Annotated in this window: 15 protein-coding genes; 3 read left to right on the top strand and 12 right to left on the bottom strand. The window is 61.2% G+C overall.

Annotated features, from left to right (window positions below; translation table 11 throughout):
* The first annotated feature begins 8 nt into the window (after positions 1 to 8).
* Complete coding sequence (locus K2Q04_RS18885; protein WP_291166425.1) at positions 9 to 1307, top strand: hemolysin family protein; 1299 nt, start codon at positions 9 to 11, stop codon at positions 1305 to 1307.
* On the opposite strand, the gene K2Q04_RS18890 is transcribed toward K2Q04_RS18885, so the two are convergent.
* The 5 genes from K2Q04_RS18890 to K2Q04_RS18910 are packed head-to-tail and all read right to left on the bottom strand — an operon-like array spanning position 1304 to position 4712.
* On the bottom strand, positions 1304 to 2101 hold the full coding sequence (locus tag K2Q04_RS18890) for an ATP12 family chaperone protein (RefSeq protein ID WP_291166427.1): 798 nt from the start codon (positions 2099 to 2101) through the stop codon (positions 1304 to 1306). The two genes, K2Q04_RS18885 and K2Q04_RS18890, sit on opposite strands and share 4 nt — an antisense overlap.
* Positions 2098 to 2778, bottom strand: coding sequence for an HAD-IA family hydrolase (locus tag K2Q04_RS18895; protein ID WP_291166429.1), 681 nt, complete (start codon positions 2776 to 2778; stop codon positions 2098 to 2100). The genes K2Q04_RS18890 and K2Q04_RS18895 overlap by 4 nt, the downstream gene beginning before the upstream one ends.
* 37 nt (positions 2779 to 2815) lie before the next feature.
* The gene (locus K2Q04_RS18900) at positions 2816 to 3124 is read right to left on the bottom strand and encodes a DUF1272 domain-containing protein (protein ID WP_291166431.1); all 309 of its coding nucleotides are present in this window, start codon (positions 3122 to 3124) and stop codon (positions 2816 to 2818) included.
* Positions 3125 to 3164: 40 nt separating this feature from the next.
* Positions 3165 to 3716, bottom strand: a complete 552-nt coding sequence (locus tag K2Q04_RS18905; RefSeq protein WP_291166433.1) for a DUF6790 family protein — start codon at positions 3714 to 3716, stop codon at positions 3165 to 3167.
* A gap of 15 nt (positions 3717 to 3731) precedes the next feature.
* Positions 3732 to 4712, bottom strand: a complete 981-nt coding sequence (locus K2Q04_RS18910; RefSeq protein ID WP_291166435.1) for an RluA family pseudouridine synthase — start codon at positions 4710 to 4712, stop codon at positions 3732 to 3734.
* A 217-nt stretch (positions 4713 to 4929) separates the two neighbouring features.
* On the opposite strand from K2Q04_RS18910, the gene crcB reads away from it, so the two are divergent.
* A complete protein-coding gene (crcB, locus tag K2Q04_RS18915; protein WP_291166437.1) occupies positions 4930 to 5328 on the top strand; it encodes a fluoride efflux transporter CrcB in 399 nt (132 codons plus the stop codon).
* Between the two features lie 2 nt (positions 5329 to 5330).
* A complete protein-coding gene (locus K2Q04_RS18920; RefSeq protein WP_291166492.1) occupies positions 5331 to 5675 on the top strand; it encodes a DUF190 domain-containing protein in 345 nt (114 codons plus the stop codon).
* Positions 5676 to 5749: 74 nt separating this feature from the next.
* On the opposite strand, the gene K2Q04_RS18925 is transcribed toward K2Q04_RS18920, so the two are convergent.
* The 7 genes from K2Q04_RS18925 to rplQ form a co-directional block, all read right to left on the bottom strand.
* Complete coding sequence (locus tag K2Q04_RS18925; protein ID WP_291166439.1) at positions 5750 to 6469, bottom strand: VIT family protein; 720 nt, start codon at positions 6467 to 6469, stop codon at positions 5750 to 5752.
* A 9-nt stretch (positions 6470 to 6478) separates the two neighbouring features.
* Positions 6479 to 7126, bottom strand: a complete 648-nt coding sequence (locus K2Q04_RS18930) for a ParB-like protein (protein ID WP_291166441.1) — start codon at positions 7124 to 7126, stop codon at positions 6479 to 6481.
* Positions 7127 to 7297: 171 nt separating this feature from the next.
* Positions 7298 to 8611: a replication-associated recombination protein A gene (locus K2Q04_RS18935; protein ID WP_291166442.1), complete on the bottom strand. Its 1314-nt coding sequence runs from the start codon at positions 8609 to 8611 to the stop codon at positions 7298 to 7300.
* A 76-nt stretch (positions 8612 to 8687) separates the two neighbouring features.
* A complete protein-coding gene (locus K2Q04_RS18940; RefSeq protein ID WP_291166444.1) occupies positions 8688 to 9341 on the bottom strand; it encodes a cadherin-like domain-containing protein in 654 nt (217 codons plus the stop codon).
* A gap of 157 nt (positions 9342 to 9498) precedes the next feature.
* The gene (locus tag K2Q04_RS18945; RefSeq protein WP_291166446.1) at positions 9499 to 10932 is read right to left on the bottom strand and encodes a Do family serine endopeptidase; all 1434 of its coding nucleotides are present in this window, start codon (positions 10930 to 10932) and stop codon (positions 9499 to 9501) included.
* A gap of 94 nt (positions 10933 to 11026) precedes the next feature.
* On the bottom strand, positions 11027 to 12055 hold the full coding sequence (locus tag K2Q04_RS18950; protein ID WP_291166448.1) for an NAD-dependent epimerase/dehydratase family protein: 1029 nt from the start codon (positions 12053 to 12055) through the stop codon (positions 11027 to 11029).
* Positions 12056 to 12392: 337 nt separating this feature from the next.
* Positions 12393 to 12821, bottom strand: coding sequence for a 50S ribosomal protein L17 (gene rplQ, locus K2Q04_RS18955; RefSeq protein ID WP_291166450.1), 429 nt, complete (start codon positions 12819 to 12821; stop codon positions 12393 to 12395).
* Between the last annotated feature and the right edge of the window lie 7 nt (positions 12822 to 12828).

Consider the following 12828-nt stretch of genomic DNA (forward strand, 5'->3'; position numbering starts at 1 on the left):
TGCATCGCGTGACCGAACTACTGATTGTTCTGAGCCTCATTCTCCTCAATGGCCTTTTTGCGCTTTCCGAGCTGGCGGTCGTCTCCGCCCGGCGTCCGCGCCTCCAGGCCATGGCCAACTCAGGCCGGCGCGGCGCTCAGAGCGCCCTGGCGCTCTCTGCCGATCCCGGGCGCTTCCTATCTGCGGTTCAAATCGGGATCACCCTGATCGGCATCATCAACGGTGCTTATTCGGGCGAGACCTTCGGTGAAAATGCGTCGGCTTACCTGCAGGAGCTCGGCTTTAGCACTGCGGTGGCCGATCCGGTGGGGTTCGGTATCGTTATTGCGACCATCACCTATCTTTCAGTCATCGTGGGCGAACTGGTGCCGAAGACTTTGGCGCTCCGCAATTCCGAGGCCATCGCCTGCGTCGTGGCGCCGATCATGACGGCGTTCGCAAGTGCCGCGGCGCCGGTGGTTTGGCTGCTCGACAGCTCGACCCAAGTGGTCTTCCGCGTTTTGGGACTTTCACGAGAAAGGGAAAGCCGGGTCACCGACGAAGAGATCAAGACGTTGATCTCCGAGGCTGAGACCGCTGGCGTGCTCGAGAGCGGCGAAGGCGAGCTCATCTCCGGCGTCATGCGCTTGGCTGACAGGGCCGTCATCGGCCTCATGACGCCCCGAACGGACGTCGACTGGATCGATATCGATGCGTCCGAAGCAGACATGAAAGAGCGGCTGATTTCCACACCGCACTCGCGGTTGCCTGTCGGCGAAGGCTCGACCGACAAATTGATCGGCGTGGTGCAGACGCGCGAACTGCTCGCCGGACTTCTTGCGGGCAAACCGTTCGAGGTCGCTGCCTATATCCGCAAAGCGCCGATGATTCCCGAAACGACGTCGGCGCTCGACGTCTTATCGGTATTGCGGAATGCGGAAGTGCCGATGGCGCTGATACACGACGAGTATGGCGAATTCGAAGGCCTGGTGACGCCGGCCGACATCCTGGAAGCGATCGCGGGCGTCTTCAAATCCGACGCCGAAGGTTATGAGCCGCATGCCGTGGAACGCGACGACGGTTCCTGGCTTTTGTCGGGGTCCATGCCGGTCGACGAAATGGCCGACAAGATCGGTACCGAGCTTCCGGAAAACCGTTCGTACGAGACTGTCGCGGGGTTTGTGCTGGCGAAGCTGCAGCATATCCCGAAAACCGGCGAGCACGCGGATATCAACGGATGGCGATTTGAGGTCGTCGATCTCGACGGCCGGCGAATAGACAAGGTGCTTGCTAGCCGCTTAACGCAGACGCGCCGTCGCGCGCCTTAGGACGCCGAAGCAGTCAGTTCCAGGAAGCGGTTTGCGGAATCGAATTCGGCTTTGCGGCCGCGGCGTCTCGCAGCGGCTTCGGCATCCTCGCCCCAGACCGAGATCTGATAATCTTCATCGACGTGCGCGGCTTTCCACGCGGCGTCGGGGCTCAGCCACTGCCGGAACACGGCCAGCGTTATCAGAGCCGATCCCGTCAACGTCGTCAGCACATGAAGCGCCGTCAACCGGAAGGCGTCGTGCGGTAAAGCCTTCGAGAATGCGGCGAGCGAGGCTTCTGGCTGGGCAACATGCACGACGCCCGCCACGACCTCGAAATGCGCTGGAAGCGTCGTGTTCGCCCAGGCGACGATCGGGTCCCAATGCTCGGATTGGCTTTCGACAAGTTTCGGAGGCATCGTTGCCCGGTAACAGACGAGATCGCTTCCCGCATAAGCGGTGATGTCGGCTGCGACCGCTTCGAGCGTATCGGCGACGGCGTCGATCGCCGTATTGGCGAAGCGCGTCAGCGGCATCTTTGCCGGATCGATAACGTCGGCCTGTTCCCGCCATTCGACTGCGATGGCTTCGGCCAGCGCTTGCGTTGGAAGGGCAAGCGGCCGCTTCTTCGGCGTTTTGATCGCGCGGCCATCCAGAAGAACCTGAAACGGCGCAACGTCTCCGACGCTCACATCTTTGTAGAAGCGCTTCGGGAGCGGTTTCTTGAGACTATCGGTGATCGCACTGCGAGGGCCTCCCGAAGGGCGATCCGCGCCGGTGCCGCCAGCTTCACCCTTGCCGTTCCCGGTGCTCATGCTTCGCATCTTTCTGTCGCCAATACGTGTTCGATTGCGGCGGGCAGATCCTCGAAGCGTTCGATGATCACATGCGCGCCCGCTTCGGTCAGCATGGGGACTTCGTGATAGCCCCAGGCGACACCGATCGCTGCCACTCCCGCGGCGCGCGCCATCTCCATGTCGTAAGTCGTGTCGCCGATCATAACGGTGAGATCGGGCGTCGTGCCGGTTTCGAGCATGGCGCGGAGCAGCATCGAAGGATGCGGCTTCGACGGATGATCGTCCGCAGTCTGAATTGTCGAGAAGCTCTCGTGCCAGCCTTCGCGACTGAACAGCCGGTCGACGCCACGGCGCGACTTACCCGTCGCTATCCCCAAAAGGTGATCGTCGCGCAACGCAAGTTGCGCGATCGTTTCCTTGGCGAGAGGGAACAGGATCTCGGTTTCCGACGGATCGTGCTTCAAATCACGGAAGGCCGACTTGTAGCGTTCGGCGAGTTCCGCTCGCGTTGCGCGGTCATGATCGGGCGCAAGAGCAGCAAAGGCTTCAGGCAGCGACAAGCCGACGACCGAGAGCGTAGCCGCCCGCGTCGGGGCAACCAAACCCAGCGATGAGAATGCGTGATCCATCGACAGCACGATGCCAGCCTGGCTATCGACGATCGTGCCGTCGCAATCGAAAACTACGAGCTTCATGCGGGGTATTTAGCGACGCACGCGACGGTGTGCAACGTCAGCGCTCTTCGGGCGGTATCTTTTTGATTTCGGACAAGAATTTCGCGTGCGCGGCAATATCCACCGGCCTGTGCCTGATCACGGTGCTGGCGGGGTCCTTCCCAAGATAGTTGTCGCCCCGCCAGTTTACCGATGGACGGACCGGCCGCGGCGCAAACCCGCCCCCGCAATTGGGGCATACGTTTTCCAGGACACCCTCCACGCACGCCGCGCAGAACGTGCATTCGTAGGAGCAGATGCGCGCCTCGGTCGATTCCGGGGGTAAGGCTCGATTGCAGTGCTCACAGGTTGGTCTCAGCTCAAGCATTGGGCCACCTTTTATGCGACGAGCTTGTCGAGTTCCATCCCTAGGCGTTTCGTCCGTGTGCGTGGAATACTTTTTCAGACGCAGCGGGGCGCCCGAGGCGATGCTGGAGCCAGAGCAGCAAAAAGCCGAAAAGCGGAATGAGGAAATCCAAATAGAAGATCACGCCCGCATTGCCGGGCGCGAAATTATGCGCCGTCACCATCTGGTAAATGTGTCCGAATCCCGCGCCGAGGGCAAACAGTGCCGGTCCTACGATAGCGGCCAGACGAAGGTCGAAGCTCCGGAACGCGGCAAGAAAACCGACGACGGCGAAGCCAAGGCTCGCTGTGCCCACTTCAAATTGAAACGGACTATCGGCCCAGCCGATGAAAGCGGCGGCCGTCTTCCCGAAGATGGAATGCATCACGAAGTTGTAGAAGAAGCAAACGCCGATCGACCAGAAGACGTGCCAGCAGATCAGCTTCTCGACCACGACTGCTGCGGTGACGGGCTTTGGTGCGCGCGCAATCGCGACGAGCGAGAACAGAAGGCCGATGATGAGAAACGTGAGGGTAAAATTCGAAAGAATGAACCTTATGACGTCTTCCATCATGGCTGCTTTCTTCCGCTATTCGAACTTCTCTTCATCAAAGCCCAAAAGCTCCCACGTCGCTCGCATGTGCGCGGGCAATGGTGCAGTGACGTCGATCGTCTTGCCGCCCTTAGGGTGCGGAATGACGAGGCGGCGGGCGTGAAGATGCAGCTTCTTCTCGATGTTTTCGGCCGGCATGTTGACGTCGCCTTCGTACTTGTTGTCGCCGACGATCGGATGGCCGATAAGATGCATATGCGCACGCAATTGGTGCTGGCGGCCCGTTACGGGTTTTAGGGATACCCATGAAGCTTTGTGCGCGACGCGATCGATAACGGAATAATGCGTCGTCGCGTGCATGGCGACGTCCTGCTCGCCGGGCTTCGCCTTACGCACGCGGTCGCCGTCAGGACCCGAGGCTTTGACGAGCGCGGCTTCGACCTTGCCTTGCGGCGGCTTCGGCACGCCTTTGACGAGCGCCCAATAGGTTTTTGCTGCGGAACGCGTTTGAAACGTCTTGCCGAGTTTCGCGGCGGCTTCGCGGGTTTTCGCAACGAGCAGCACGCCGGTCGTATCGCGGTCGAGGCGATGGACGAGGCGCGGGCGCTCGCCGCCGAAACGGTCCGCCATACCTTCGAGCATTCCGTCGATGTGCTTCTTCGTGCCGGTGCCGCCTTGCACGGCCAAGCCGAACACCTTGTTCAGAACGAGAACGTGCTCGTCCTCGAAGATGATCATTTTCTCGATCAGGTCGCGGTCGCCCTTGGAGACGCCGGGCGGCGCTTGCAATCCGGGTGCCGCCTTCTTGGGCTGGCGGATGATGGCGGGCACGCGGATTTCCGATCCGGAGCGCACGCGGTCGTTGGCCTGGGCGCGTTTGGAATCGATGCGAATTTGGCCGGAGCGCAAAAGCTTTTGCAGATACGTGTAGCCGACTTCCGGGAAATGCACACGGAACCAGCGGTCGAGGCGCATATCGTCCTCGCCCTCGGCGACTTTGATTGTTTCAACACTCATGAGTAAGGGTGAGCCCTGATTTTATCCGGAGGTCAAGGGTCACGTTGTCAGGACCGACTTGCCGATCGCCGGCTGTGGCCTTAGGCAGCACCACCCGGCCGATTTGACTTCGGCCGTCTACTCTGACTTCTGTCTTCTTTCCGATCGCCACTCCGTTAACGACGCGGCACCTTTATCCCGCCGCTAGGGGAAATATCAGCTCCAAATCGGTTCGATCATGCAAAACTATATATGGATCGCCATCGGCAGTGCTATCGGCGGGGTGGGACGCTACTGGCTCTCAGGCGTGATCGCGGTCCTTGCAGGCGAAACATTTCCTTTGGGCACGCTGATCGTCAATATTACCGGGTCGATCGCCATCGGATTTATCGCGACGCTGACTGGGCCTGATGGACGCCTGTTCGTATCGAGCACGACGCGTCAATTCATGATGATTGGACTGTGCGGCGGCTACACGACATTCTCCTCGTTCAGCCTGCAAACGCTCAATCTGATGAATGACGGGCAGTGGCTATATGCTGCTCTCAATATCGGCGCGTCGGTTTTCCTTTGCCTTGTCGGGGTTTGGCTAGGGCACGTCGCTGCCGTCCACGTCAATTCGCTGAAATGGGTGTGACCATGCAGATCCCTCGCGATGCCGTGCTGCTCCGGATCTTTTTCGGCGAGGACGACAAGGCCGGCCGTCAGCCCCTTTACGAAGCAATCGTCCTCAAGGCGCGCGAGATGCATCTTGCCGGTGCGACCGTCTTGAGGGGGCCTATGGGCTTCGGCAAATCGAGCCGTCTGCACACGACGAAAGTGCTGCGTTTATCGGAAGACTTGCCGATCATCATAGAGATCGTGGACTCCAAGGAGAAAATCCACGCGTTTCTGCCGGAGCTCGAGAAACTGATGGGAAGCGGTCTCGTCACGCTCGAGAACGTCAAGGTGCTGCGCTATGGCGACGGCGAACCGGCCGCATAGTCAATTACGGCAGTTCCCGTCGCTAGAGCCCTCCTCGATAGGTGGCGGGGAATTCGAGGGCAAGCCGAAGAAGTTTAAACCGCGTACCCTGAAAGATGGCCGATAGCTGCCGTCAGAGCCATTGCGAGCGCTCCCCAGAAGGTGACCCGCACGGTTGCACGCCAAACGTTGGCGCCGCCGATGCGGGCTCCCACCACGCCCAGCGCCGCAAGGCATATGAGCGAGGCGACGGTTACAATCAACGTCACGCGACCACCGGAGGCTGCAATCGCGGCCAGCAGCGGCACTGAAGCGCCAACAGCGAATGACGCCGCCGAGGCAAGGGCAGCGGTGATCGGGCGGGCGATCGTCACTTCTGAAATACCAAGCTCTTCACGCGCATGGGTGCCGAGGGCATCGTGCGCCATGAGCTGTTTGGCAACCAGACGGGCCAGCGCCGGCTCGACGCCGCGTTTTGCGTAGATATCCGCGAGTTCTTGCAGTTCGAATTCCGGCTGTTCGACAAGCTCTTTGCGTTCGCGCGCGAGGTCCGCGGATTCGGCATCGGCTTGCGAGCTGACGGATACGTACTCGCCCGCTGCCATCGAGAGGGCGCCCGCGACGAGCCCCGCTATGCCCGCAATTACAATTGCTTTGGGTGAGGAATCGGCGGCCGCGACCCCGGCGATCAAGCTCGCTGTGGAGAGGATGCCGTCGTTTGCGCCGAGCACGGCGGCGCGGAGCCAATTCAATCGTTCGACGACGTGCTGTTCGGCTGCCACCACGGCTTTTTTCCCCTCGATTTCTGACTTCATGGCCTTGGTCTACGTTCTCGCGTGCGGGCCGCACCATCCCGGCAGATAGGCGGCGTCGGGACTCTTGGCGAACTCAAGCGATTTCTGCAATGCCGTTTCGAAATCATCTTTGGCTGTCTTTGGGTCGACCCGGCGGCGCAGCGCGTCGGCCCAGAGAAATTCGCTGAAGGGCGTCGTGTCCTTGGCGTATCCGCCCGCGAACCGCAGCTCGCCCGCCAAACTGCGATAGGGGTCGTCTACGAGATCTGCGACGCTTTTGGGTAGGGCAGTGCGGGGGTGGCGCTGGCCGTCGGCATCGAAGGGATGCATCCAGCCGCGATTGTCCATGAACGTCCAAAACTCATCCTTCTCGAGGGCGCGGAGATCGGCGACCGGCGAGACGAGAATCTGCTCGACCTTTTCTTCATACAGCGCACGCGCAAGATGGTGATGATCGACGACGTAATAGCGGCCTTTCGGACCGCGCACGACGGGTATCATGTGGCGGCCAAGGAATTGGCCCGACTTGGTTGGCGCGAGACCGCGCCAGTCCTGTCGTTTTTGCTCGACCTCCCGCATGCCGACGGTCATTTGCGTCGGGCGGAGCTCGGAGATTGCAACGGGGTGAAGCGACGGCGTCGGCGATTGAGACGCGGTCGTGGAATCAGCTTGAGCCATCATGACCATCCAGAAAAACGCGGAGACGCAAAGGAAGCACGGAAGGTATAGTATAGAAAATTTGCAGGCGTATTTCGCCAGCCGTTTGCTTGTAGCGGAATTCGGCCGCTAACGGACTTACCAAAACTTAAAAATCGCCGGTACGATGGGACGCTTGATCGGACTTTGTAATTATTTATTCCGTTCGGCGCGGAGCTTCGCCCAGTAGTCCAGGCGCTTCCTGATCTCGCGCTCGAAGCCGCGCTCGGGCGGATCGTAGTATCGCGGGCGCTTCCGGAACTCGTCCGGAAAATAGTTCTGGCCCGAGAATGCGTCCGGCTGATCGTGATCGTAAAGGTAGTCGGAGCCGTAGCCCTCCTCCTCCATCAGCTTCGTCGGCGCGTTCAGGATCGTCTTCGGAGGCGACAGCGAGCCGTGCTCCTTCGCGGCCCGCATCGCAGCTTTGAAGGCGACGTAGTTGGCGTTTGATTTCGGCGCCGTCGCTACGTAGATGACCGCTTCGGCCAATGCCAGCTCGCCTTCGGGGCTTCCGAGAAAATCGAAAGCGTCCTTCGCCGCATTGCAGACGACGAGTGCCTGCGGATCTGCGAGGCCGATGTCTTCGACCGCCATGCGCACCAACCGGCGAGCGAGAAAGAGACGGTCTTCGCCGCCATCGAGCATGCGGCAGAAATAGTAGAGCGCCGCGTCGGGATCTGATCCGCGCACGGCCTTATGCAGGGCCGAGATCAGATTGTAGTGGCCTTCGCGCGACTTGTCGTAAAGCGGCGCACGGCGTTGCACGAGCTTCACCAAGGTTTCGCGATCGAGCGGCTTGGCCTTCGCCGGTACGGCGGCGAATACGTCCTCGACGAGATTGAGAATGGCGCGGCCATCACCATCGGCCATGCCCTTCAACGCGGCGCGGGCATCGTCGTTCAGCGGCAGCGGGCGGCCAACCTCGGTCTCGGCGCGCGCCAGGATTTTCTCCAGGTTTGCATCGTCGAGGCGGTTCAGCACAAGGACGTTGGCGCGCGAGAGAATAGCGGCGTTGAGTTCGAAGGACGGGTTTTCCGTCGTTGCGCCGACGAGCGTGATCGTCCCATCTTCCATGTACGGCAGGAAGCTGTCCTGCTGCGAGCGGTTGAAGCGATGGATCTCGTCGATGAAGAGCAGCGTGCCTTTGCCCTGCTCGCGCATCATCTTGGCGCGATCGAAGGCTTTGCGAAGATCGGCGACGCCCGAAAAGATCGCGGAAAGCTGCTCGAATGCGAGCTTCGTTTCGTTGGCGAGTAGGCGCGCGATCGTCGTTTTGCCGGATCCCGGCGGTCCCCAGAAAATGAGGCTCGGGACGCGGCCGCTTTTCAGCATGCGCGTCAGCGTGCCGTCGGGCCCGACGATGTGGTCCTGGCCGACGACCTCGGCGAGCGTTTTCGGGCGCAGACGGTCGGCGAGCGGACGCGGTGCGCCTTTTTCAAGTCCGGCAGCTTCAAAGAGATTGGCCATGCGGGGTTTATATATGGCCGCCGGGGCGCCGTCCAAATGGCAAAGCTGTCGCTTCCACCAAGGATCAAACCACGTCCTAAGCGCGCACCGCGACGTTGACGGTCTTTGCGGGGCCGGAGCTGGCGCCGGAGAGGTCCGTTACCTGGACGTTGAACCGGGCTTTCTGAGCGTCCGAGCCGTCGTGCGCGAAATAGACGATGCCCTTCTCGAGGTCGGCTTGGGAGAAGGAGCTGACCGGAAGCTTCGGGTTGCTCGAAAGCGCCAGATAGCCGCCGGCGGCGTTCGAGATTTGAAAATGCAGATCCTCGGGCTTGTCGTCCGGATCGAGGGCGTTGAGGTCGGCCGTCGTGATGCGGACCGCGCCGCCCTTCGGAACGGTGAGATCCAGGTCGCCGCCGATCGTCGGGGGAATGTTGCGCACGTGTGCGGATAGCTCGCCGCCCTCTTCCATCGACAGGCGGCCGTATTTGATTTTTCCGGCGGCGTGGCCGGTGCTCTTGATCTGGATGAGTTGCTGAACCCGCACATCGCCTTGGATGTGCCCGCGGATTTCGGCGGTGTCGGAATTGACGGTACCGAAGAGCTGGCCGCCTTCCTGGACGATAACTTCGGAGGCGGAAACCTTGCCCTCGACGTAGCCCCAGATTTCGACCTTCTGGCCGCCGCTCTTGACCTCACCCTTGAGGACGGCGCCCTCGCCGATGATCAGCACACCACGACTATCGGCCATCGGCGAACCCCCGTTACGCGAACTACCATCTATCGCGGCACCGCCGCTCGACGCACCGTCGGCTATGAATTTGTCAGCTTGTCGACGGACCGGGCTGTCGGACGCCGACACGGTTAACGGCACCTTATCGTGACGAGGATTCAGCCCGGGACCTGTTTCAGCCAGGCACTTGGAGCTGCAGCACGCGCTCGCCGCGTTTGACCGAGATCTGCCATAGCCGTTTGCGGGTCGAGAGGGCCTTTTCCGCGTCTTCGACGTTGGCGATCTGATCGGCACCGATTGCGGCGATGATATCGCCCGGCTTGAAGCCGAACGTCTGGGCCGTCGATCCATCGCGCACGGAGGTGACAACAACCCCCTCCGACTGGTCCAGCCCAAGTTCATCGGCGACCGACGGGAGGATGTTCGAAATTCTCGCGCCATCGAGCGGATGGTTGCCCGACAGGTTTTTCGCATCGTCCTTGCCGGGCTTCGGCGCGCCGACGAGCCGCAGATTGATATCGACCGGCTTGTTGCTGCGGAGGACGGTCAGGCGCGCGCTCTGACCGATGCCTTTCGTGGTGAGGCGATAGTAGACACCGCGCGCGTCGATGACTTCGACGCCATCAACGGCGATGATAACGTCGCCCGCTTCCAGGCCGGCGTCCGCTGCAGGGCCCTTATCATAAAGGCGGGTCACGACGGCGCCGGAAACACGGTTGAGACCAAGGCCCTGGGCAATGTCGTGGGACATGGCCTCGAGCTTGGCACCGATCCATGGTCTTTCGACTTTCCGGCCTCCGGCGGCGCTGTCAGCGTAGAGGCGTACCAAGTTCGACGGGATCGCGAAGCCGATGCCGACGGAGCCCCCCGATTGCGAATAGATCATCGTATTGATGCCGACGAGGCGGCCCGACATATCGACGAGCGCTCCACCCGAGTTGCCGGGGTTGATGGCGGCGTCGGTCTGAATGAAGACTTGGCTATCGGATTGTCCAACCTCGGAGCGCGACAAAGCCGAGACGATGCCGCTCGTCACAGTCTGGCCGACGCCGAACGGGTTGCCGATCGCCAGGACGAGATCGCCGACCTCGAGGCTGTCGGAATCGTCGAAGCGAAGATAGGGGAAGCTTCCTTCAGCGCCGTCGATCTTCAGGACGGCAATGTCAGCTTTCTCATCTTGAGCGATGACCTTTGCATCGAACTCGCGCTTGTCTGTCAGCGCGACGCGGATGGCCGTGTCACCGCCGCCCTTGATCACGTGGGTATTGGTGACGATCAGGCCGTCAGGGCTGACGATGACACCGGAGCCGAGCGAACTCATCACCCGTTCCGACGGACGGCCAAGCGCCCTGCCGAAGAACTGACGGAAAAAGGGATCGTTGGCGAATGGGGAGTCGAACGTCTGGACGCGGGTTCGGACATAGACGTTGACGACCGCGGGCGCTGCTTTTTTCACGATCGGTGAAAATGAATACTGCGCGGCTTCACGCGAGGGCGGCGGCACTTTCTCCTGGGCAAACGAGACCTCGGCCGGACTGAAAAGCTTCGGCGCAACGCTCAGGCCCAAGATGGCGGCGGCGCAAACCAGAACGACGTTTTTCATGGTCATCGATGAGTTCTTCCAGGTGGGAAACGTGGTGGTCAAATATCGCGCGGCCCTGATCTAGTCCAATCAGCCGGGAGAAATATGTCCAGGAGCCCGGTTAGATCAACCTGAGCTCTCGTAATGATCGGATCGCGGCCGTTGCGGCGTCGTCCGCAGGTCGCAGGTCGAGGCCAAGGCCCTTCTTTGCATTTTCGTTGCTATAAGCCTTTTGCTCGCCGAGCTCGGGCAGAACTGTTCGCATCCTTTTGTCGACGGTGGCTAGTGCCCGCACGGCGAAATCGGGAAGCTCGAACTTTGGGACCTTGGAGGCGAGATCCGGCAACTCGCGCGCCACGATCCGGCCGAGCCCATAGAGGCTTACCTGCCCTTCTCCGATCAGATAGCGGTTGCCCTCCGCATCCGGCACAAGTGCGCCTTTGACGTGCGCTGCGGCCACATCCCGCACGTCGGCGACCGGGAAACTGATCCTCGGGACGGCCGGATAAACGCCGCGCGCCATGACGCGATAAAGCTCGTGCGATGTCGATAGGTCGCCGTCGAGCGCGGGCCCCTGCACGAAGCTTGGATTGATGACGACGAGGCCGGGAGCGCCAGGCTCCGACTCGGAGAAATCCCAAGCCGCTTTTTCGGCGATCGTCTTCGACTTTATGTAGGGGGTCAGATCGCGGCGCGTTTCATCCGTGACGTCGGCTTCCGAATAGACGTGGCCCTTGGGAACGTCACTCGGATAGAAGATCGCGACAGTCGATGAGGTGAGGACCACGCGCCCGACGGCGCCTCGCGTCGCGGCCTTCAACACGCGCAAGGTTCCATCGACTGCAGGTCGGATCACCTCTTCGGGATCGGTCGGCTGGGCGATCGGAAACGGCGACGCCGTATGAACGACGATTTGGCTGCCGGCGACGGCTTCATCCCATCCGCCGTCACCCGAAAGATCGGCAACGATAAATGATACCTTCTCAGGGTCGCAGCCGAGCTTGACGACCGCGCGGCGGACTTCGTCCGCCTTATCCATGCTTCGGAGCGTTCCCCGGACCGCGAAGCCGCGCCGCAGGAATTCGGCGATCGTATATTTGGCGATGAGGCCGCTCGCGCCGGTGACGACGACCGGAGGATTTGTTGCCATTCCGCAAGACACCTATCGGCCGCCGGTGCGCCCCTCGCGCTCCGATCTATCGGATAATGTTGCAGAATGCGGCCGGATGGCAAGCGCAACAAAATGGCCGTGGAATCTCGGTTTCAGGCGCTGTTCTGCCCGGGCCGCAACCCCGGCGGGCGCGCGTCACACGCCTGCAACAACAGGGGTCTTAGTGTGCGCCCCAGCTGAAGAGGGCACATCGTTGCGCGCATCGCCTGCAGACTAAATCCCGCGCCTGCGATCCGATCGCGCCAGAGCCCTCAAAGCGAAACCCCGGCGCTTTAGGGCGCCGGGGTTTTTAAAACTGTGTAATCTCTTACGAAGCTCAGTTCGAAGCGGCCTGCTCGGCGAGCATCGCTTCGTGACGGGCCTTGTCTTCGGCGCCCTTCACGCTCTCGTCGCGATCGACGAGTTCGATGACGGCGCGAGGTGAGTTGTCACCGTAACGGAAACCGGCCTTCAGCACGCGCGTATAACCGCCGTTGCGGGTCTTGTAGCGCGGTCCGAGAACGTCGAAGAGCTTCTTGACCATGTCTTCATCGCGGAGGCGGGCAATTGCCAAGCGGCGCGAGTTCAAGTCGCCGCGCTTCGCGAGCGTGATGTACTTGTCGACGACGCGCTTCAGGTCTTTCGCCTTCGGCAGCGTGGTGACGATCTGCTCGTGCTTGATCAGAGCTGCGGCCATGTTCGAGAACATTGCCTGACGGTGACCGACGTGACGGCCAAAGCGGCGGCCAAGCTTCTTGTGTCGCATAGTGTCT

The sequence above is a fragment of the Hyphomicrobium sp. genome, from assembly GCF_019753045.1.
Taxonomy (GTDB): Bacteria; Pseudomonadota; Alphaproteobacteria; order Rhizobiales; family Hyphomicrobiaceae; genus Hyphomicrobium_B.